Origin of the sequence: Pseudomonas batumici (genome assembly GCF_036585405.1) — a bacterium.
GTDB lineage: Bacteria > Pseudomonadota > Gammaproteobacteria > Pseudomonadales > Pseudomonadaceae > Aquipseudomonas > Aquipseudomonas batumici.
In genome coordinates, this window is the sequence record NZ_CP144470.1 from 5,331,526 (window position 1) to 5,350,195 (window position 18,670).

Genomic DNA, 18,670 nt, shown 5'->3' on the forward strand with positions numbered 1-18,670 from the left:
TTACTCTGTATCAATGATGATGCGCGAATCTGCTGCTTGCCGGTCGGCCGTGTCTTTCATGAAACACTTTGGCAGAACTGAGTTACCGTTATGGGTGAAGCGATGCCGGTAGCGTTGGGAGAGCAGTATGAAATTGCTGGTGGTAGAAGACGAGGCGTTGCTGCGCCATCACTTGCAGACCCGCTTGAGCGACAGTGGTCATGTGGTCGAGGCGGTGGGCAATGCCGAAGAGGCGCTGTACCAGACCGAGCAGTTCCATCATGACCTGGCGGTGATCGACCTCGGCCTGCCGGGCATGGGCGGACTGGACCTGATCCGCCAGTTGCGTTCGAGCGACAAGGTATTCCCGATCCTGATCCTCACCGCGCGCGGCAACTGGCAGGACAAGGTCGAAGGCCTGGCCGCCGGTGCCGACGACTACCTGGTCAAACCCTTCCAGTTCGAGGAGCTGGAGGCGCGGATGAATGCCTTGCTGCGGCGCTCCAGCGGCTTTACCCAGTCGACCATTACCGCCGGCCCCCTGCTGCTGGACCTCAACCGCAAGCAGGCCTCCCTCGACGACCAGCCCCTGGCCCTGACGGCCTACGAATACCGGATTCTCGAGTACCTGATGCGTCATCACCAGCAGGTGGTGGCCAAGGATCGCCTGATGGAGCAGTTGTACCCGGACGACGACGAGCGTGATCCGAATGTGATCGAGGTGCTGGTCGGGCGCCTGCGGCGCAAGCTGGAAGGGCCGGTCGGGTTCAAGCCGATCGATACCGTGCGGGGACTGGGCTACCTGTTCAACGAGCGCTGCCGGTGATTCGTTCGCTACGGGTGCGGCTGATGCTGGCCGCCACCATCCTGGCGATCCTGTTCATGCTGGCCTTGTTGCCGGCGATGCAGGGCGCATTCAGCCTGGCGTTGCAGGACTCCATCGAGCAACGCCTGGCCTCGGACGTGACCACGCTGATTTCCGCGGCGCGCATCGAAAAGCAGAAGCTGCAGATGCCCGATCTGCTGCCCGACGAAAAATTCAACCTGCCCGACAGCCGCCTGCTGGGCTACATCTTCGACCGCGAGGGGCGCCAGGTCTGGCGTTCGCGGGCGACCCAGGAAGAACACATCAATTACAAGCCCCGTTATGACGGGCGCGGCAGCGAGTTCGCGAAGATCCGCGAGGACAACGGCGACGAATTCTTCGTCTACGACGTGGAGGTCAAGCTGCTGGGCGGCAAGAGCGCCGCCTACAGCTTTGTCGCCCTGCAGCCGATGCGCGAATACAACATGACCCTGGCCGGTCTGCGGGAAAAACTCTACCTGGGTTTCGGCGCGGCCTTGACCGTGCTGTTGGCCCTGCTCTGGCTCGGCCTGACCTGGGGCCTGCGCGCGCTGCGGCGCTTGAGCCAGGAGCTGGACCAGATCGAGAGCGGCGAACTGGAGAGCCTCAGCGAGGAGCATCCGCGGGAACTGCTGCGCCTGACCGGCTCGCTCAACCGCCTGCTGCGCAGCGAGCGTGAACAGCGCAGCCGCTATCGCGATTCCCTGGACGACCTGGCCCACAGCCTGAAAACGCCCCTGGCGGTCCTGCAAGGGGTCAGCGAGGGGATGGCCCTGCGGCCCCAGGATCGCGATCAGGCCCGGGTCCTGCAGAGCCAGATCGAGCGGATGAACCAGCAGATCAGTTACCAGTTGCAGCGTGCCAGCCTGCGCAAGAGCGGCCTGGTCCGGCATCAGGTCGAATTGCGCCCGGTGCTCGACAGCCTGTGCAGCACGCTGGACAAGGTCTATCGCGACAAGCAGGTCAAGGTCGTCATCGACGTGCCGCAGTTCAACCATGTGCCGATCGAGCAGGGGGCGCTGCTGGAACTCCTCGGCAACCTGCTGGAGAACGCCTATCGCTTGTGCCTGAGCCAGGTGCGGATCAGCATGCGCCGGGGCTTGCAGGGGATCGAGGTGTATGTCGAGGACGACGGCCCGGGCGTGCCGCCCGACCAGCGGGAGCGGGTTCTGCGCCGCGGCGAGCGCCTGGACCGTCAGCACCCGGGGCAGGGCATCGGCCTGGCGGTGGTCCAGGACATTATCCAGAGCTACGACGCCGAGATGACCCTGGGGGATTCGAACCTGGGTGGGGCATCGTTCCGGATTCATTTCCCGCCACAATGACCGCCCGGGTCGCGCCTACAGTTCCTGGGCGCGATAGGCACCGGGGGTCAGGCCGGTCCACTTCTTGAAGGCCCGGTGAAACGCCGAGGGCTCGGAAAAACCCAGCTGCTCGGCGATCTGTTGCAACGACCGTTCGCTGCGGCCCAGGTGATAGATGGCGATGTCCCGCCGCAGTTGATCCTTGAGTTCCTGAAAACTCGTGCCCTCCTCGCGCAAGTGCCGCCGCAGGGTCTGCGGGCTGATGTGCAGGTGCTGGGCGACGGCTTCCAGGTCCGGCCAGCGCGTGGCGTCACGGCTGAGCAGGCGCCGCAGCTGGCTGCTCAGGCTGTCGCCGTCGTCGGGACGGGCCAGCAGGTCGGCGGGGGCGCGACCGAGGAACTGCTTGAGCGTGCGTTCGTCCTGCTGCAACGGCATCCCCAGGTAACGGCTGCTGAACAGCAGGCTGGTGGCCGCGGCGTCGAAGGTCAGGGGGCAAGGAAACAACAGGTCGTATTCACTGGCATGCTCGGGCCTCGGGTAGCCGAAGCTGGCCTCGAGCAGGCGAATGCGCTGGCCGATCAGCCAACTGCCCAGGCGGTGCCAGACCACCAGCAGGCACTCGCTGAGAAAGTGATCCGGATCCCACAGGTTCGAGGCGTCCAGGCTCAGGCGCGCGCAGTCGCCTTCGCGGCTGAGCCGCAGGCGCGGTGCGTCGGGGAACAGGCCGTAGAACAGCAGGCCACGGTTCAGGGCCTTTTCCAGCGTGGGGCAATGAATCAGCGCATGGCTCATCATGGCGAAGGTGCCGCGCCGACAGCGGCCCTGGCCGAAACCCAGGTATTCGTCGTCCAGCTCCAGCCAGAGCCCTTGCAGCAGTTGCGTGAACTGCTCCGGCGCCAGGCGGGCCCTGGGTTCGTCCAGCCATTGCGGGGCGATGCCCAGGCGTTGCAGCAGCGGCGAACAATCGTGACCCTGTCGACGCGCGCCTTCCAGGGCGGCGCGGGCGAAGTGGCTGGCGATGGTGCGTTCGCGCATGGGGCGGTTCCGTCTGTTGAGTGGCCGATGCTAGTCATGGATATGACGCAGGGACAAGGCGGATATCCGCCAAATCCTCGGGTGCTTTGGGGTGGATAGGCGGAAAACCGCCATCTATGCTGTAGGCGTGATCGATCGATAAACCCCGCAAAGGATGATGGCTAAAGGCTTTGCCGGTATTTTGCAAAAAGTGGCACGGGCTTTGCGAACAACAAGGGGTCTAGCCCCACGCAGTTTGACAAAAAACAAAAATCCCTCCGGTGCAGGAGGGTTCGTGCTTCAGGTCCCATGGCCGCTGATGGATAACGGGCGTGTGATCTATTGAGGAACTTTGCAATGACGACTCGTCAGCCACTGTACAAATCCCTGTATTTCCAGGTGGTCGTAGCCATCGCTATCGGCATCCTGCTTGGCCATTTCTACCCACAGACCGGCGTGGCCCTCAAGCCACTGGGTGACGGCTTCATCAAGCTGATCAAAATGGTCATCGCCCCGATCATCTTCTGCACCGTCGTCAGCGGCATCGCCGGCATGCAGAGCATGAAGTCGGTCGGCAAGACCGGTGGCTATGCGCTGCTGTACTTCGAAGTCGTCTCGACCATCGCCTTGCTGATCGGCCTGGTCGTGGTCAACGTCATCCAGCCGGGCAGCGGCATGCACATCGACGCTGCCACCCTGGACGCCTCGAAAGTCGCGGCCTACGTCACTGCCGGCGCCGACCAGAGCGTCGTTGGCTTCATCCTCAACGTGATCCCGAACACCATCGTCGGCGCGTTCGCCAACGGCGACATCCTGCAAGTGCTGATGTTCTCGGTGATCTTCGGTTTCGCCCTGCATCGCCTGGGTGACTACGGCAAGCCGATGCTGGACTTCATCGATCGTTTCGCCCACGTGATGTTCAACATCATCAACATGATCATGAAACTGGCGCCACTGGGTGCGCTGGGTGCCATGGCCTTCACCATCGGTGCCTACGGTGTCGGTTCCCTGGTGCAACTCGGCCAACTGATGATCTGCTTCTACATCACCTGCGTCCTGTTCGTGGTGGTGGTGCTGGGCACGATCTGCCGTGCCCACGGTTTCAGCGTGCTGAAACTGGTCCGCTACATCCGTGAAGAGCTGCTGATCGTACTGGGTACTTCCTCTTCGGAATCGGCCCTGCCACGCATGCTGATCAAGATGGAGCGCCTGGGCGCGAAGAAATCGGTGGTCGGCCTGGTGATTCCGACCGGCTACTCCTTCAACCTCGACGGTACTTCGATCTACCTGACCATGGCGGCCGTGTTCATCGCCCAGGCGACTGACGCGCACATGGACATCACCCACCAGATCACCCTGTTGCTGGTGCTGCTGCTGTCTTCCAAAGGCGCTGCGGGCGTGACCGGTAGTGGCTTCATCGTGCTGGCCGCGACTCTGTCGGCCGTCGGCCACCTGCCGGTTGCCGGTCTGGCGCTGATCCTGGGTATCGACCGCTTCATGTCCGAAGCCCGCGCCCTGACCAACCTGGTGGGTAACGCCGTGGCGACCCTGGTGGTGGCCAAGTGGGTCAAGGAACTGGACGAAGACAAACTGCACACGGAACTGGCTTCCGGCGGTCGCGGTATCGAGGACGAACGCGTACAGGACGAGCTGCGCGTGGCCGAAGAGCCGGCGCCAAACGCCAAGTAAGCGTCAGCGATGACAGGAAAACCCATCTTCGGATGGGTTTTTTTTTATGCCGCTGGGAAACTGAGCGTTTGTGTCAGGGGCGCTGAGCGTTGTGGTGCTTGCCGCCCGGAGGCGGGCTGCCTACGCTGGAACCTGTCGATCCGGAAAGTGGAAAACCCATGCAAGGTCCGCTGGCGTCGCTCAAGGTACTGGATTTCTCGACATTGCTGCCGGGGCCGTTCGCCTCGCTGTTGCTGGCGGACATGGGCGCGCAGGTATTGCGCATCGAATCTCCCGAACGCCCGGACCTGTTGCGGGAATTGCCGCCCTACGACCGGGACGTTTCCGCCAGCCATGCCTGGCTCAATCGCAACAAGCGCAGCCTGGCCCTGGACTTGAAGCAGGCCGAGGCGGTGGCGGTGATCCATCGCCTGGTGCGCGAGCATGACATCGTCCTGGAGCAGTTCCGTCCCGGGGTGATGGACCGGCTGGGCCTGGGCTATGCAGCCCTGAAGGCGATCAACCCAGGGTTGATCTACGTGTCGATCAGCGGCTACGGACAGACCGGTCCTTACCGCGATCGTGCCGGACATGACATCAACTACCTGGCGCTGTCGGGGTTGGCCAGCTACACCGGGCGCCGGGAGGGCGGACCGCTGCCCCTGGCGATGCAGGTGGCGGATGTGGCGGGCGGTTCGCTGCATGGGGTGATCGGCTTGCTGGCGGCGGTGATTGCCCGGCAGCAGACGGGGCTGGGGCAGTACGTCGATATCAGCATGACCGACTGTGCCTTCAGCCTGAATGCCATGGCCGGCGCGGGGTTCCTGGCCTGTGGGGTAACGCCTGCGCCCGAGGAACAGATGCTCAATGGTGGCAGTTTCTACGACTATTACCGAAGCCGGGAAGGGCGCTGGTTTTCCGTGGGCAGCCTGGAGCCGGGATTCATGGGGCAGTTGTGCGAGGCGTTGAAGAGGCCGGAGCTGGCGGCTTCTGGGTTGTCGTCGAAACCCGAGGAGCAACAGGCGTTGAAGCAGGCGCTGCAAGTCGAGTTCGAACAACGGGATTTCGCTGAGCTGTGCGCCCTGTTTGCGGCGCTGGACGCCTGCGTCGAGCCGGTGCTCAGCCTGGGCGAAGCGGTCGGGCATCCGCAGTTGCAGGCGCGGCAGGTGGTGGCCCAGGTACCGCGCGGCGATGGCAGCACCCAGGCGCAGATGGCCTGTCCGTTGAAGTTTTCCGGGGGCTTGCCGGCGCCCCGGCATATCGGCGCGCGGCTGGGCGAGCATGGCGATGAGGTGTTACGGGAGTTGGGTTACAGCCTTGAGCAGATCGATCAATTGCGCGCCGCCAAAGTCATTGGCTGAGCCCCGTGCAGCGGCTTACTCGGTGCGTGTTTCGCCGCTGTAGACCAAGGTCTGCCGGCAGCGTCGGCACAGATAGCGGCGCCCCTCGCTCACCAGCCGATGGCGCTGGGCCGAAAACGGAAAATCGCTTTGGGCGCACGGGCAGCGGTAGATATAGCGGGTCACGCGGCGACGCTGGACTTCATAGGTGTGGCAGCGGTTGGGCGGCAATTCATAGACCCCGCGCATGATCAACTGCCATTCCTCGCCATGGGGCTGGATGCGGTCGCCGAACAGTTGATGGGCGATCAGGTGCGCCACCTCGTGGGCCACGGTCTGCTTGAGGAAGTCCTCGCGGTTTTCCCGGTACAGCTGCGGATTGAAGCGCAGCAGGTTTTCATGCAAGTGCGCCACGCCGGCTTTCTGGCCACGCAGCTTGAGGCTGACCAGCGGACGCTTGAAAGGTCGTTTGAAAAAGGATTCGGCCAGTTGGAAACAGTCTTCGACGCGGGTCTTGAGTTGCTCGGGCATGCTTTAGGGATCTCCACAGGCATCCAGTATGCCGTAACCCCGGGGAATTCCGAATCCGCCAGGCGCCGAATGGTTGCGGCGCATTAAAAGGCCGCCTTGCGGCGGCCGGTGTTGGCAGTTATGGCTTTGTTTTATTCAGTTGGTGTACACCGGGCCGACGCCCAGGCCCCAGACGATCACGGTAAAGGCCATGATCGCCACCAGTACCACCAGGCCGACGGCCAGGACCGAACTGGAGAACAGGAACCCTTCGTCCGACGGGATGTTCATGAAGGTCGGCAGGCCGACGTACAGCAGGTAGACCGTGTAGCAGATGGCCGCGGTACCGACGACCATCCCCAGCCACATATGTGGATAGAGCGCCGCCAGCCCGCCGATGAACAGCGGCGTGGCGGTGTAGGTGGCGAAGGCCACGCAACGGGACAGGCTGGGGTTGGCGTCATAGGTGCGGGCCATCCAGTGGATGAAGGCACCCATCACCGCGACACCGCAGAGCATGGCGATATAAGACATGAGCGTCATCCAGATGGCGCTTTCCTGGGTCAGCATCACCGGCGCGCGGCTGCCGATGACCCAGCCGACCCGGGTGGTGCCGATAAAGGCTGAAATGGCCGGGATGGCCGCCAGGATCAGGACGTGGGTGAGGTACATGTGACCGATGCTTTCCTCGGCATCGCCACGGATTTGTCGCCATTCCTGATCAGGGTGGGTGAACAGTCCTACGACGTGATGGATCATGCCAGTCACTCCTCTTGCTATTGCCATCGCCCCCGGTGGAGCGCTTGCGGGCCAAGTGGCCGAAGTCAGGTCTGTATTTATATGCGACCTTATGTCGCAGTATAGGGAGGTCGGGAGGTGGGCTTTAGAGCAAATCGAACTGTCGGGTGGGGCTGTAATCGCCTTGTCGCATTTGCCGTCTGAACCGGGGGCGGCTGCGCCATCTTCGCCCCGCGCCGGTTTATAGGTAAAATAATCGGCTTTCGATACACCTCGCGCGGATATCAAGGGTTAAGGCAAGGGCTATGGGCACTCTTTCGGTCAATCAGAACAAACTGCAGAAACGCCTGCGCCGGCAAGCGGGGGAGGCGGTCGCCGACTTCAATATGATCGAAGAGGGCGACAAGGTCATGGTCTGCCTGTCCGGCGGCAAGGACAGCTACACCATGCTCGACGTTCTGATGCACCTGCAGAAAGTGGCGCCGATCAAGTTCGACATCGTCGCGGTGAACATGGACCAGAAGCAGCCCGGTTTCCCCGAGCATGTGCTGCCGGCCTACCTGAAAGAGCTGGGCGTGGAATATCACATCGTCGAGAAGGACACCTACTCGGTGGTCAAGGAGCTGGTGCCCGAGGGCAAGACCACCTGCTCCCTGTGTTCGCGCCTGCGTCGCGGCACGCTGTACACCTTCGCCGATGAGATCGGCGCGACCAAGATGGCCCTGGGGCATCACCGCGACGATATCGTCGAAACCTTCTTCCTCAACATGTTCTACAACGGCACGCTCAAGGCCATGCCGCCCAAGTTGCGGGCCGACGACGGGCGCAACGTGGTGATCCGGCCGCTGGCCTATTGCAGCGAGAAGGACATCCAGGCCTATTCGGACTTCAAGCAATTCCCGATCATTCCCTGCAACCTCTGCGGCTCCCAGGAAAACCTGCAGCGCCAGGTGGTCAAGGAAATGCTCCAGGAGTGGGAGCGCAAGACCCCCGGGCGTACCGAAAGCATCTTCCGCGGTTTGCAGAACGTCGTGCCGTCGCAGCTGGCCGACCGCAACCTGTTCGACTTCACCGGGTTGAAGATCGATGAAACCGCCGCGTCGCGCTTCGTCAACGTCGTGAACCTCTGATGCGCGACTACAAATGGTTGCATGAGTACTGCCTGAACCGCTTTGGCTCGGCGGCCGCGCTGGAGGCCGAATTGCCGGTGCCCGCCAGTCCGCGGCAACTGCGAGAACTGCCGGACGACCGTTATCTGTCGATGATCGCCTTGCGGGTCTTCCGTGCCGGCCTCAAGCACAGCCTGGTGGACGCCAAGTGGCCGGTGTTCGAGGAGGTGTTTTTCGGCTTCGACCCGGAAAAAGTGGTGTTGATGGGCGCCGAGCATCTGGAGCGCCTGATGCAGGATGCGCGGATCATTCGCCACCTGGGCAAGCTCAAGAGCGTGCCGCGCAATGCGCAGATGGTCCTGGACGTGGCGAAGGAGAAGGGCAGTTTCGGCGCGCTGATCGCCGATTGGCCGGTCAGCGACATCACCGGGCTGTGGAAATACCTGGCCAAGCATGGTCATCAGTTGGGTGGGCTGTCGGCTCCGCGCTTGTTGCGGATGGTGGGCAAGGACACCTTTGTCCCGACCTATGACGTGGTGGCCGCGCTCAATGCGCAGCAGATCATCGACAAGGTGCCGACCAGCCTGCGGGACCTGGCGATCGTGCAGGACGCCTTCAACCAGTGGCATGCCGAAAGTGGCCGGCCGATGTGCCAGCTGTCGATGATGCTGGCGTACACCGTCAACCATTGAGCAGGGACTCAACGCATTCACTGTGGGAGCAGGCTTGCTGCGGGCGGCGTTCCGACGATAACGGCCGATCAGGCGGCGCAAGGCTCACTGGCCTCATCGCTGGCAAGCCGGCTCCTACAGGGTTTCACGCCGCTTGAACCTGGCCTTCTCCGGCCAACCGCCGATTCAACTGATGACGCCAGCGCACATACAGCATCGCGCTGCAGAACACCGCCACGCTCGCGCCTATCTCCAGCACCCCGAAGAGCTGCCGATTGGGATCGAACGCCGCCAATGCGCCCTTGAGGAAATACAGGTTCACCACATAGCAGGTGAACGAGTGCCCGCGCGCGCTGCCCATCAACATCCCCGGCAGCAAGGGCAGCAGCGGTGCCAGTTCGATCAGCAGGATCACCCAGGGTCGGGCGCCGTGCAGGTCGGCGAACACCAGGTAATAGACACTCAGCAAGGCCATCAGGCCGAAAAAGCATGCCAGCGCCAGCGCGCGACTCCACTGCACGCGCGGTTCGAGCCAGGCCTGGGGTGGCAGCACCTTGGGCTTCCTAGCCACGGCCGTTCTCCAGGCTCAGGGCGGTCTTCGCCAGGCGCATGCCGAGGGCCCGGCACAAGGCGATCTCATGTTCGTCCAGGGCGCGCTTGCCGTCGACACCGGTATGGTGGCTGGCGCCATAGGGCGTGCCGCCGCCGCGGGTGTCGAGCAAGGCCGACTCGCTGTAGGGCAGGCCGGTGACCAGCATGCCGTGGTGCAACAGCGGCAGCAGCATCGACAGCAAGGTGCTTTCCTGGCCGCCGTGCAGGCTGGACGTCGAGGTGAAGACCCCGGCCGGCTTGCCCACCAGGGCGCCGGTCAGCCACAGGTTGCTGGTGCCGTCGATGAAGTACTTCAGCGGCGCCGCCATGTTGCCGAAGCGGGTCGGGCTGCCCAGGGCCAGAGCCGCGCAGTTTTTCAGGTCGTCGAGGCTGGCATACAGGGCGCCTTCCTCGGGAATCTCCGGCGCCACCGCTTCGCATTGGCTGGAAATCGCCGGGACGGTCCGCAGGCGTGCCTCCAGGCCCGCCTGCTCGACGCCACGGGCAATCTGCCGGGCCATCTCGCGGGTCGAGCCGTTGCGACTGTAGAACAGCACCAGAACGTAAGGTGCGCTCACGGCAGGATCTCCAGCACATTCTCCGGTGGGCGACCGATGATCGCCTTGTCGCCCGCGACCAGGATCGGTCGCTCCATGAGCCGGGGGTGTTCGGCGATCGCGGCGATCAGTTGCGCTTCGCTCAGTTGGGGGTCGGCCAGGTTCAGTTGCTTGTACTCATCCTCGCCGGTGCGCAGCAATTGGCGCGCGCCGATGCCGAGCTTGCCCAGCAGCGCCTTGAGTTGCGTGGCGTCCAGCGGGGTTTCCAGGTAGTGCACGACGGTGGGGGTGAGGCCGCGGTCCTGGAGCAGTTCCAGCGCGCCGCGGGATTTCGAGCAGCGCGGGTTGTGATAAAGCGTCAGATCGGTCATGTGCGGGTCGCATCTTGCGTAAGGTGGCGGGTATTCTACCTGTCTGGCGAGCGCTCCTGAACCTTGTGAGGTAAAGGGTCGCAGTCGATGACTCAATTGATGGGGGATTGCGCACATGGCGAGGCAATGGGTCGCCGCATTGGCGATGATGGGGGCGTTGCTGCTGAGCGGCTGTGGCAACGACTACGGGGTGGACCAGCACGGCCAGAAGGTCGCGTCCGAGCGTCTGGACAAACAGTGGAAGGTGGTCAACTACTGGGCGGAGTGGTGTGGCCCGTGCCGGACCGAGATCCCGGAGTTGAACGCCTTGTCCGAGCAGCTCAAGGGCCAGTCGGCGGAGGTGTTCGGGGTGAACTTCGACGGTTTGCAGGGCGATGACCTGCGCAAGGCCGGCGAAGCCCTGGGCATCCGTTTCACGGTGCTGGCCCAGGACCCGGCGGACTTTTTTGACCTGCCGCGTAGCGAAGCCTTGCCGGTGACCTACATCATCGACGACAAGGGCAAGGTTCGCGAGCAATTGATGGGCGAGCAGACCGCGGCGGGGGTATTGGCCAAGCTCAAGGCCTTGCGTGGCTGAGCCTCAGCCTTCTTCCGACCACAGCCGCAGCGGCTGGCCTTGCTGCGGCCAGAAACGCACCTGTTCGATGGGCGAGATATCCCAGCGCTGGACATTTTCCAGCGCCTGGAGGAAGCGCTGCTCCTGCTCCATCAGCGCCGGTGCGCAGCGCTTGCGGGTGCTGCCGACCTTGCCGAAGCTCAGGTTCTTGCCGTCCAGGGTGTAGGGCGCGAACCAGTGATTGCAACCGCCGTTGCCATAGGCCCGGCCATCGTCGCCCAGGGTGATGGTCAGATGGCTGTTGTCGATCAGCGGCCGTTCGCCGATCCACTCCAGCACGTAGCTGTGATCCTGCTGCAATTGCACCTGTTCGCCGGCGCAGCCGAACAGGCTGGTGCCGAGCACTCCCAGAATCACCGCGCGTTTCATTACTTTGCCTCCTGGCATCTCGGGCACAGGTGTTTCTCGCCCTGTGTGGTCCAGCCCAGCTCGGTGATACGCGCCGTGGCGGCCGGTTTTTGTGCGGGGTTGCCGAGCTTGGCGTCCACCGCGAATTCGAAGTTCAGCTCCTTGGCGCAACTGTCGCAGTTGACTTGCCACTGGTGGATCGCCAGTTCGCCGAAGACCGGCCCCTTGGCGACCGCGACCCATTGGCCCGGCGGATTGATCAGGTGGCGCACGGTGTCCACGGTCAGGCGCATGGACAGGTCCTTGCTGCCCTTGAGGGTCACCAGCAGGACGTCATTGGCGCGGATCGAGCCACCGTTGCCGGTGACCTGATAACGCCCCGGCACCAGGGCGCGGCATTCGGTCAGGGTGTGTTGCGGGTTCATCAGGCTGTAGCGGAAATCGTGTTCGACCATGGGTCCTCCAAATATGGCCGGTATGCTAGCACGCAGACGCCGCGCACATGGCAGCGGCGTATGACCTTCGATCCGGTGACAGGCGGCGGTCGCCGGGGCTCGGGCGGATGGCGATTCAGCCGCCGACCTGGTTTTGCGGCGTACCGGCGCTCCAGGCTCTGATGTTGTCCAGGGTGGTCGCGGCAATCGCGGCCAGCGCCTCATGGGTCAGAAAGGCCTGGTGGGCGGTGACGATCACGTTGGGAAAGGTCAGCAGCCGCGCCAGCACATCGTCCTGCAGCGGCAGGTCGGAACGGTCTTCGAAGAACACCTGGGCCTCTTCCTCGTAGACATCCAGTCCCAGATAGCCCAGCTGGCCGTCCTTGAGCGCGTCGATCAGCGCCGGGGTGTCCACCAGGCCGCCGCGCCCGGTGTTGATCAGCATCGCCCCCGGCTGCAGGTGGGCGAGGGTGTCGCGGTTGACCAGGTGATGGGTGTCGGCGGTCAGCGGGCAGTGCAGGCTGATGATCCGCGACTGCGCCAGCAGTTCGGGCAGGCTCAGGTAGCGGGCGCCGAGGGCCTGCAGCTCGGGATTGGGATAGGGGTCGTAGGCCAGCAGTTGGCAGCCGAACCCGGCCATGATCCGGGCGAACGTCGCGCCGATCTGCCCGGTACCGACCACGCCGACGGTCTTGCCCACCAGGTCGAAGCCGGTCAGCCCATGCAGGCTGAAGTCGCCCTCGCGGGTACGGTTGTAGGCGCGGTGCAGGCGCCGGTTGAGGGCCAGGACCAGCGCGACCGCATGTTCGGCCACCGCATGGGGCGAGTAGGCCGGTACGCGGACCACGCACAGCCCCAGGTGTTTGGCGGCGTCGAGGTCGACATGGTTATAGCCGGCCGAGCGCAGGGCGATCAGGCGGGTACCGCCGGCGGCCAGTTGTTCCAGCACCGGGGCACTCAGGTCGTCGTTGATGAAGGCGCAGACCACCTCATGTCGATGGGCCAGTGGCGCGGTATCCAGGCTCAGCCGCGCCGGCTGGAAATGCAGTTCGAGGTCGGTGGCGCCAGGGCGGGCCAGGAAACTGTCACGGTCATAGGTCTGGCTGCTGAAGAAAATGACACGCATCGGGGGGCTTCCTTCCAGATTGGGATGGCCGACACTCTAGCGCCGGCGTCCATGCCGGCTCTTGCCGTGGATCAGGCACTGACACGGGCCTCGCTGGCGAGGCGGGCGATGGCCATGTCCAGTTCCTCCAGTGCCTGACGGGCGTTGGGGGCGTCTTGCTTGAGCAGGGTTTCGCTGCGCTGGCAGGCCGCGCGCAACTGCGGCACGCCGCAGTAGCGGGTAGCGCCGTGCAGACGGTGGACCCGTTCGATCAGGCCGTTGTGGTCGTTGGCGTCACGGGCCTGGCGAATCGCTTCGCGGTCGGCTTCCAGCGAGGCCAGCAGCATCGCCAGCATGTCGGCGGCCAGGTCGGGTTTGCCGGCGGCCAGGCGCAGGCCTTCGTCCGGGTCGAGCACCAGCAGTTCGCTGCCGACCTGGCTGTGTTCGCCGACGCGTTCCGGACCCTGGTTGCGCAGGGCCAGGCCGGTCCACTTCAACACCACCTGGGCCAGCTGTCGCTCGCTGATGGGCTTGGTCAGGTAGTCGTCCATGCCGCTTTGCAGCAGGGCGCGTTTTTCGTTGGCCATGGCATGGGCGGTGAGGGCGACGATGGGTAGCGGCGTGCTTTGCCGCTCATGTTCCCATTGGCGAATCGCCTCGGTGCTTTGCCGGCCATCCATGCCCGGCATCTGCACGTCCATCAGCACCAGGTCGAAGGCTTCGCGCTGCACGGCGTCGATCGCCGCGTAGCCGCTCTCGACCGCCAGTACCCGGGCGCCCATGTCTTCTAGCAGGGTCTGGACCAGCAGCAGGTTGGCCGGGTTGTCGTCGACGCAGAGCACCCGCGGTGCCCGGCTGCCCAGGGGCTCGAAGGGCTCCAGGCGCGCCGGGCGCGGGGTGATCAACTCCGCCAGGGCGCGGCGCAATTTGCGTGTGCAGGCCGGCTTGGCCTGGAGCTGGCCGTGGGGGTTGGGCACGCAGAGCTGGAACAGCGTCTGCTCGGTGGTGGGGCACAGCACCAGCACTTTGCAGCCGAGGTGTTCGAGGTCCCAGATGTGCTGGCTCAGCCGTTCCGGCGGCATTTCCTGGGCGGTGACCCCGAGGACCGCGAGGTCGATGGCCTGGTCGGTCTGGTGCGCCCCGGTCACCCCATTGGCCAGGTTTTGCAGGCTGTTGAACGGGGTGACCTCCAGTCCGCAATCCTCCAACTGGTGCTGCAGGGCCTGCCGGGACAGTTCGTGGTTTTCCAGGACGGCCACGCGACGCCCGAGCAAGGGCGGCGCGGGCAGGTCCTCGATGTCGTCGCGGGTCTTGGGCAGGCTCAGGCTGATCCAGAATTCGGAGCCTTCGCCCGGGGTGCTGTCGACACCGATCTCGCCGCCCATCTGTTCGATCAGGCGCTTGGAGATCACCAGCCCCAGGCCCGTGCCGCCGGGTTGGCGCGACAGTGAGTTGTCGGCCTGGCTGAAGGCCTGGAACAGTGCCCGGACGTCCTGGTTCGACAAGCCGATGCCGGTGTCCTGCACGCTGATGCGCAACTGCACGCTGTCTTCGTGTTCTTCTTCGAGCATGGCCCGGGCGACGATGGTGCCTTCACGGGTGAACTTGATGGCATTGCTCACCAGGTTGGTGAGAATCTGCTTGAGCCGCAGCGGGTCGCCGATCAGCGACAGCGGGGTGTCGCGATAGACCAGGCTGACCAGCTCGAGCTGCTTGGCGTGGGCCGCCGGGGCGAGGATGGTCAGGGTGTCCTGGAGCAGGTCGCGCAGGTTGAACGGAATGCTGTCGAGTACCAGTTTGCCCGCCTCGATCTTCGAGAAGTCGAGAATTTCGTTGATGATCCCCAGCAGGCTGTCGGCGGATTTCTCGATGGTGCTCAGGTAGTCGAGCTGGCGCGGAGTCAGTTCGCTTTTCTGCAACAGGTGGGTAAAGCCGAGGATCCCGTTGAGCGGGGTGCGGATCTCGTGGCTCATGTTGGCGAGGAACTCGGACTTGATCCGGCTGGCCTCCAGGGCCTCCTTGCGCGCCAGGTCCAGTTCGATGTTCTGGATCTCGATGGTTTCCAGGTTCTGTCGCACGTCTTCGGTGGCCTGGTCGATGCTGTGCTGCAATTCTTCCTGGGCGTTCTGCAGGGTCTCGGCCATGCGGTTGATGCCCGAGGCCAGTTGATCCAGCTCCTGGCTGCCGAGCGGCGGCAGGCGGGTCTCCAGATTGCCCTCCTTGAGTTGGGCGACGGCTAGCTTGATCTTGCCGATCGGCGCGTTGATGGTGCGGCTCATGCGCAGGGCCAGCAACGCGGTGCCGAGCAGGCCGGTGATAATCAGCAGCAGGCTGGCGAACAGGTTGCGATAGCCGCGCAGCAGCATGTTGTTATGGGACAGTTCCAGTTCGACCCAGCCCAGCAGGCGGTCGGCTTCGTCGGGAAGCACCTCGCCGGAGATGTTGCGGTGCCGGCCGAAGACCGGCAGCAGATAGCGGGTCGCATCGTTGCCGGTGCGCTGCAGCAGGTGGCTGCTGTTGCCGATGGGCGGCTGGTTGAGCATGCTCGGGCCGGCATGGGCCAGTTGCTCGCGGTTGGCACCGAGAAAGGACACGGCGCGCACGTCGGTCTGTTCCAGGGACTGGGTGGCAATGCGCTCCAGCAGGTCGACATCGTTGTGGCCCAGGGCGGGTGCAACCAGGGGCGCGAGCTGTTCGGCGATCATCTCGCCGCGTTGCAGCAACTGGTTCTGCAGGTCCGACTGTTGCAACCAGGTGAAATACCCGCCCAGCACCAATGCCATCAGGGTGGTCGGCAACAGGGTGAGCAGTAGTACGCGGCCTTTGATTCCCAGGTTTTTAAGCACGCAACACTCTCCGTCAGATAAGGCGTCCGGCAAATACGCCCCTCTTCGATTCTCGGCGTGCGCCTCCCGCGCCCGCTCCACCTGCGCAGTGTAGCCATTTGCAGGGGGGTAAATCTCGCAAAGTTCTCGGGGATTTCATGGGTTGCCGCTATCCGCGAGCAGCCCGATGAGCATGGCGGCTTTCAAATCTGCCTTATATCCATAAGTCATAATCACCGCACTTTGCGTGATATGGAGCGCCGACGTTTGCCGGTATGATGTCAGTCCCGCAGTCCGGATTGCGAATACGCCATGACCTTGCAGTACCCTACCATCGCCGATTGCGTCGGCAACACGCCCCTGGTTCGCTTGCAACGCCTGCCCGGCGTCACCAGCAATACCCTGTTGCTCAAGCTTGAAGGGAACAACCCCGCAGGGTCCGTCAAGGATCGTCCGGCGCTGTCGATGATCACCCGCGCCGAATTGCGTGGGCAGATCCACCCCGGCGATACCCTGATCGAAGCCACCTCGGGCAACACCGGGATCGCCCTGGCCATGGCCGCCGCGATCAAGGGCTACAAGATGATCCTGATCATGCCGGACAATTCCACCGCCGAGCGCAAGGCGGCGATGACCGCCTATGGCGCCGAGCTGATCCTGGTGACCCGCGAGGAAGGCATGGAAGGGGCCCGTGACCTGGCCGAGCGCATGCAGGCCGAAGGCCGTGGCAAGGTGCTCGACCAGTTCGCCAATATCGACAACCCCGAGGCGCACTACACTGGCACCGGTCCGGAAATCTGGCGCCAGACCCAGGGCACCATCACCCATTTCGTCAGCTCCATGGGCACCACCGGTACCATCATGGGCGTGTCGCGCTATCTGAAAGAGCAGAACCCCGCCGTACAGATCGTCGGTCTGCAGCCGATGGAAGGCGCCTCGATTCCGGGCATCCGTCGCTGGCCCCACGAATACCTGCCGAAGATTTTCCAGGCCGACCGGGTCGACCGTATCGTCGATATGGGGCAGGAAGAGGCTGAGGACGTCATGCGCCGGCTGGCCCGTGAGGAAGGCATCTTCTGCGGTGTCTCGTCAGGCGGTGCGGTGGCGGCGATGCTGCGCCTGTCCCGTGAGGTCGAGAACGCGGTGATGGTCGCGATCATCTGTGACCGAGGCGACCGCTACCTGTCGACCGGCATCTACGACGCACCCAACTGATGGCCAAGCATGAAAGAGGCCTGCGCTTCCAGCCCACTGGCGGTAGCCGGGCGCCACAAGTGCCGACGGGCAAGAAGCAACGCCTGACCATCGAGCGCCTGTCCAACGACGGACGTGGCATTGCGTTTATTGAAGGCCGTACCTGGTTCGTCGCCGGCGCCCTCGTCGGCGAAGAGGTCGAGGCGCGGGTGCTGGGTGCCCACGGCAAGGTGGTCGAGGCGCGCACCGAGCGGGTGATCCTGGCCAGCGACCGGCGCCGCCCCGCGCCCTGCGCCCATGCCGGGCGCTGCGGCGGTTGCAGCGTGCAGCATATGCCCCACGACGACCAGCTTGCCCTGAAACAGCGCATGCTCGCCGAGCAACTGTCGCGTGTCGCCGGGGTCGAACCGCTGGAGTGGGCGGCGCCCCTGACCGGTCCGGAATTCGGCTATCGGCGCCGGGCCCGTGTGGCCGTGCGCTGGGACGCCAAGGGCAAGACCCTCGAGGTAGGTTTCCGCGCCGCTTCCAGCCAGGATATCGTCGCCATCGACGACTGCCCGGTGCTGGTACAAGCCTTGCAACCGCTGATGCGCGAGTTGCCGGCCATGCTTCGACGCTTGAGCAAACCCCAGGCCCTGGGCCATGTGGAATTGTTCAGCGGTTCGGCGGTGGCGGTGTTGTTGCGACATATGGCGCCGCTGTCGACGCAGGACCTGCAAGTACTACAGGATTTCTGCAGTGCCCATGACGCGCAACTCTGGTTGCATGGCGAAGATGGTCCGCAACCGGTGGACCCGTCGTTGTCCCTGGGCTATCGCCTGGAAACCTGGGATCTGGAGCTTGCGTATCGGCCAGGCGATTTCGTCCAGGTCAACGCCGGGGTCAACGAAACCATGGTGGCCCAGGCGCTGGACTGGCTGAAGGCGGGCGCCGACGAGCGTGTCCTGGACCTGTTCTGCGGGCTCGGCAACTTTGCCTTGCCCCTGGCCCGTCAGGTGCGCGAAGTGGTGGCGGTGGAGGGCGTGGCGACCATGGTCGAACGTGCCGCCGCCAATGCCTTGAGCAACAATCTGCATAACGCGCATTTTTTTCAGGCCGATTTATCCCAGTCCTTGAGTGATGCCGATTGGGCCAAAGGCGGCTTTTCTGCTGTACTCTTGGACCCACCCCGTGACGGTGCGTTCGAGGTGGTGGGCAAGCTCGCTGCCCTGGGTGCCGAGCGATTGGTGTACGTGTCCTGCAACCCGGCGACGCTGGCGCGCGACACGGTTGAATTGATCAAGCAGGGCTACCGGTTAAAACGTGCCGGGATCCTCGATATGTTTCCGCAGACCGCGCATGTCGAGGCCATGGCGTTATTTGAAGCGAGCTAGGATGCTCGTCTGGTCCGACTGACCGCCTCCGTATCCTGTCAGCCCGGACAGACTGCGGGGGCCATAACAGGTCAGCGAT

Annotated in this window: 19 protein-coding genes; 9 read left to right on the forward strand and 10 right to left on the reverse strand. The window is 64.0% G+C overall.

Going from position 1 to position 18,670, the window contains the following annotated elements; all coding sequences use genetic code 11:
* Nucleotides 1-127: 127 nt before the first annotated feature.
* Nucleotides 128-805 carry a response regulator gene (locus tag NUH87_RS24285; protein WP_040070114.1) on the forward strand — a complete coding sequence of 226 codons (678 nt, stop codon included), beginning with the start codon at nucleotides 128-130 and terminating at the stop codon, nucleotides 803-805.
* A complete protein-coding gene (locus NUH87_RS24290) occupies nucleotides 802-2,148 on the forward strand; it encodes an ATP-binding protein (RefSeq protein ID WP_338522993.1) in 1,347 nt (448 codons plus the stop codon). The genes NUH87_RS24285 and NUH87_RS24290 overlap by 4 nt, the downstream gene beginning before the upstream one ends.
* A 15-nt stretch (nucleotides 2,149-2,163) precedes the next feature.
* Here NUH87_RS24290 and NUH87_RS24295 read toward each other — a convergent pair whose 3' ends face one another.
* Complete coding sequence (locus NUH87_RS24295; protein ID WP_338522994.1) at nucleotides 2,164-3,162, reverse strand: AraC family transcriptional regulator; 999 nt, start codon at nucleotides 3,160-3,162, stop codon at nucleotides 2,164-2,166.
* Nucleotides 3,163-3,498: 336 nt separating this feature from the next.
* Here NUH87_RS24295 and NUH87_RS24300 point away from each other — a divergent pair, with 336 nt between their 5' ends.
* Together NUH87_RS24300 and NUH87_RS24305 are read left to right on the forward strand one after the other, a co-directional pair.
* Entirely contained in the window at nucleotides 3,499-4,830 is a 1,332-nt protein-coding gene (locus tag NUH87_RS24300) for a dicarboxylate/amino acid:cation symporter (RefSeq protein ID WP_338522995.1), read from the forward strand.
* 158 nt (nucleotides 4,831-4,988) lie between these two features.
* Entirely contained in the window at nucleotides 4,989-6,170 is a 1,182-nt protein-coding gene (locus NUH87_RS24305; protein ID WP_338522996.1) for a CaiB/BaiF CoA-transferase family protein, read from the forward strand.
* A gap of 15 nt (nucleotides 6,171-6,185) precedes the next feature.
* Here the strand turns inward: NUH87_RS24305 and NUH87_RS24310 are convergent, their stop codons facing one another.
* Both NUH87_RS24310 and NUH87_RS24315 read right to left on the reverse strand, forming a co-directional pair.
* Nucleotides 6,186-6,680, reverse strand: coding sequence for a SprT family zinc-dependent metalloprotease (locus NUH87_RS24310; protein WP_338522997.1), 495 nt, complete (start codon nucleotides 6,678-6,680; stop codon nucleotides 6,186-6,188).
* Between the two features lie 135 nt (nucleotides 6,681-6,815).
* A complete protein-coding gene (locus NUH87_RS24315; RefSeq protein WP_040070121.1) occupies nucleotides 6,816-7,418 on the reverse strand; it encodes a Yip1 family protein in 603 nt (200 codons plus the stop codon).
* Between the two features lie 284 nt (nucleotides 7,419-7,702).
* Between NUH87_RS24315 and ttcA the strand changes: the two genes are divergently transcribed.
* Complete coding sequence (gene ttcA, locus NUH87_RS24320; protein ID WP_040070122.1) at nucleotides 7,703-8,527, forward strand: tRNA 2-thiocytidine(32) synthetase TtcA; 825 nt, start codon at nucleotides 7,703-7,705, stop codon at nucleotides 8,525-8,527.
* Nucleotides 8,527-9,198 (forward strand): DNA-3-methyladenine glycosylase I, encoded by a 672-nt coding sequence (locus tag NUH87_RS24325; RefSeq protein ID WP_040070123.1) that lies wholly within the window; start codon nucleotides 8,527-8,529, stop codon nucleotides 9,196-9,198. Before ttcA ends, NUH87_RS24325 begins: the two co-directional genes overlap by 1 nt.
* A gap of 124 nt (nucleotides 9,199-9,322) precedes the next feature.
* On the opposite strand, the gene NUH87_RS24330 is transcribed toward NUH87_RS24325, so the two are convergent.
* Genes NUH87_RS24330 through arsC form a run of 3 tightly spaced genes read right to left on the reverse strand, consistent with a single transcriptional unit; the run spans nucleotide 9,323 to nucleotide 10,696 of the window.
* Nucleotides 9,323-9,748: a DUF2069 domain-containing protein gene (locus NUH87_RS24330; protein WP_338522998.1), complete on the reverse strand. Its 426-nt coding sequence runs from the start codon at nucleotides 9,746-9,748 to the stop codon at nucleotides 9,323-9,325.
* Nucleotides 9,741-10,346: an NAD(P)H:quinone oxidoreductase gene (gene wrbA / locus NUH87_RS24335; RefSeq protein WP_040070125.1), complete on the reverse strand. Its 606-nt coding sequence runs from the start codon at nucleotides 10,344-10,346 to the stop codon at nucleotides 9,741-9,743. The genes NUH87_RS24330 and wrbA overlap by 8 nt, the downstream gene beginning before the upstream one ends.
* Nucleotides 10,343-10,696, reverse strand: a complete 354-nt coding sequence (gene arsC / locus NUH87_RS24340) for an arsenate reductase (glutaredoxin) (protein ID WP_040070126.1) — start codon at nucleotides 10,694-10,696, stop codon at nucleotides 10,343-10,345. Before arsC ends, wrbA begins: the two co-directional genes overlap by 4 nt.
* Nucleotides 10,697-10,811: 115 nt before the next feature.
* On the opposite strand from arsC, the gene NUH87_RS24345 reads away from it, so the two are divergent.
* Nucleotides 10,812-11,273 carry a TlpA disulfide reductase family protein gene (locus tag NUH87_RS24345; RefSeq protein ID WP_338522999.1) on the forward strand — a complete coding sequence of 154 codons (462 nt, stop codon included), beginning with the start codon at nucleotides 10,812-10,814 and terminating at the stop codon, nucleotides 11,271-11,273.
* A gap of 3 nt (nucleotides 11,274-11,276) precedes the next feature.
* On the opposite strand, the gene NUH87_RS24350 is transcribed toward NUH87_RS24345, so the two are convergent.
* The 4 genes from NUH87_RS24350 to NUH87_RS24365 form a co-directional block, all read right to left on the reverse strand.
* Complete coding sequence (locus NUH87_RS24350; RefSeq protein ID WP_338523000.1) at nucleotides 11,277-11,681, reverse strand: META domain-containing protein; 405 nt, start codon at nucleotides 11,679-11,681, stop codon at nucleotides 11,277-11,279.
* Nucleotides 11,681-12,115, reverse strand: coding sequence for a hypothetical protein (locus tag NUH87_RS24355; RefSeq protein WP_338523001.1), 435 nt, complete (start codon nucleotides 12,113-12,115; stop codon nucleotides 11,681-11,683). Before NUH87_RS24355 ends, NUH87_RS24350 begins: the two co-directional genes overlap by 1 nt.
* Nucleotides 12,116-12,230: 115 nt before the next feature.
* Nucleotides 12,231-13,220 (reverse strand): 2-hydroxyacid dehydrogenase, encoded by a 990-nt coding sequence (locus NUH87_RS24360; protein WP_338523002.1) that lies wholly within the window; start codon nucleotides 13,218-13,220, stop codon nucleotides 12,231-12,233.
* 71 nt (nucleotides 13,221-13,291) lie between these two features.
* On the reverse strand, nucleotides 13,292-16,045 hold the full coding sequence (locus NUH87_RS24365; protein ID WP_338523003.1) for a response regulator: 2,754 nt from the start codon (nucleotides 16,043-16,045) through the stop codon (nucleotides 13,292-13,294).
* 291 nt (nucleotides 16,046-16,336) lie between these two features.
* Between NUH87_RS24365 and cysM the strand changes: the two genes are divergently transcribed.
* Both cysM and rlmD read left to right on the forward strand, forming a co-directional pair.
* The gene (gene cysM / locus NUH87_RS24370) at nucleotides 16,337-17,239 is read left to right on the forward strand and encodes a cysteine synthase CysM (protein WP_338523004.1); all 903 of its coding nucleotides are present in this window, start codon (nucleotides 16,337-16,339) and stop codon (nucleotides 17,237-17,239) included.
* Complete coding sequence (gene rlmD, locus NUH87_RS24375) at nucleotides 17,239-18,591, forward strand: 23S rRNA (uracil(1939)-C(5))-methyltransferase RlmD (protein WP_338523005.1); 1,353 nt, start codon at nucleotides 17,239-17,241, stop codon at nucleotides 18,589-18,591. Before cysM ends, rlmD begins: the two co-directional genes overlap by 1 nt.
* Nucleotides 18,592-18,670: the final 79 nt, after the last annotated feature.

Excerpts from the sequence above, each read along its gene's own strand:
- ttcA (WP_040070122.1), top strand. The coding sequence starts at position 7,703 with ATGGGCACTCTTTCGGTCAATCAGAACAAACTGCAGAAACGCCTGCGC.
- NUH87_RS24285 (WP_040070114.1), top strand. The coding sequence starts at position 128 with ATGAAATTGCTGGTGGTAGAAGACGAGGCGTTGCTGCGCCATCACTTG.
- NUH87_RS24295 (WP_338522994.1), bottom strand. The coding sequence starts at position 3,162 with ATGCGCGAACGCACCATCGCCAGCCACTTCGCCCGCGCCGCCCTGGAA.
- NUH87_RS24305 (WP_338522996.1), top strand. The coding sequence starts at position 4,989 with ATGCAAGGTCCGCTGGCGTCGCTCAAGGTACTGGATTTCTCGACATTG.
- NUH87_RS24355 (WP_338523001.1), bottom strand. The coding sequence starts at position 12,115 with ATGGTCGAACACGATTTCCGCTACAGCCTGATGAACCCGCAACACACC.
- NUH87_RS24360 (WP_338523002.1), bottom strand. The coding sequence starts at position 13,220 with ATGCGTGTCATTTTCTTCAGCAGCCAGACCTATGACCGTGACAGTTTC.
- NUH87_RS24300 (WP_338522995.1), top strand. The coding sequence starts at position 3,499 with ATGACGACTCGTCAGCCACTGTACAAATCCCTGTATTTCCAGGTGGTC.
- arsC (WP_040070126.1), bottom strand. The coding sequence starts at position 10,696 with ATGACCGATCTGACGCTTTATCACAACCCGCGCTGCTCGAAATCCCGC.
- NUH87_RS24310 (WP_338522997.1), bottom strand. The coding sequence starts at position 6,680 with ATGCCCGAGCAACTCAAGACCCGCGTCGAAGACTGTTTCCAACTGGCC.
- NUH87_RS24350 (WP_338523000.1), bottom strand. The coding sequence starts at position 11,681 with ATGAAACGCGCGGTGATTCTGGGAGTGCTCGGCACCAGCCTGTTCGGC.
- NUH87_RS24315 (WP_040070121.1), bottom strand. The coding sequence starts at position 7,418 with ATGATCCATCACGTCGTAGGACTGTTCACCCACCCTGATCAGGAATGG.
- rlmD (WP_338523005.1), top strand. The coding sequence starts at position 17,239 with ATGGCCAAGCATGAAAGAGGCCTGCGCTTCCAGCCCACTGGCGGTAGC.
- NUH87_RS24345 (WP_338522999.1), top strand. The coding sequence starts at position 10,812 with ATGGCGAGGCAATGGGTCGCCGCATTGGCGATGATGGGGGCGTTGCTG.
- cysM (WP_338523004.1), top strand. The coding sequence starts at position 16,337 with ATGACCTTGCAGTACCCTACCATCGCCGATTGCGTCGGCAACACGCCC.
- NUH87_RS24325 (WP_040070123.1), top strand. The coding sequence starts at position 8,527 with ATGCGCGACTACAAATGGTTGCATGAGTACTGCCTGAACCGCTTTGGC.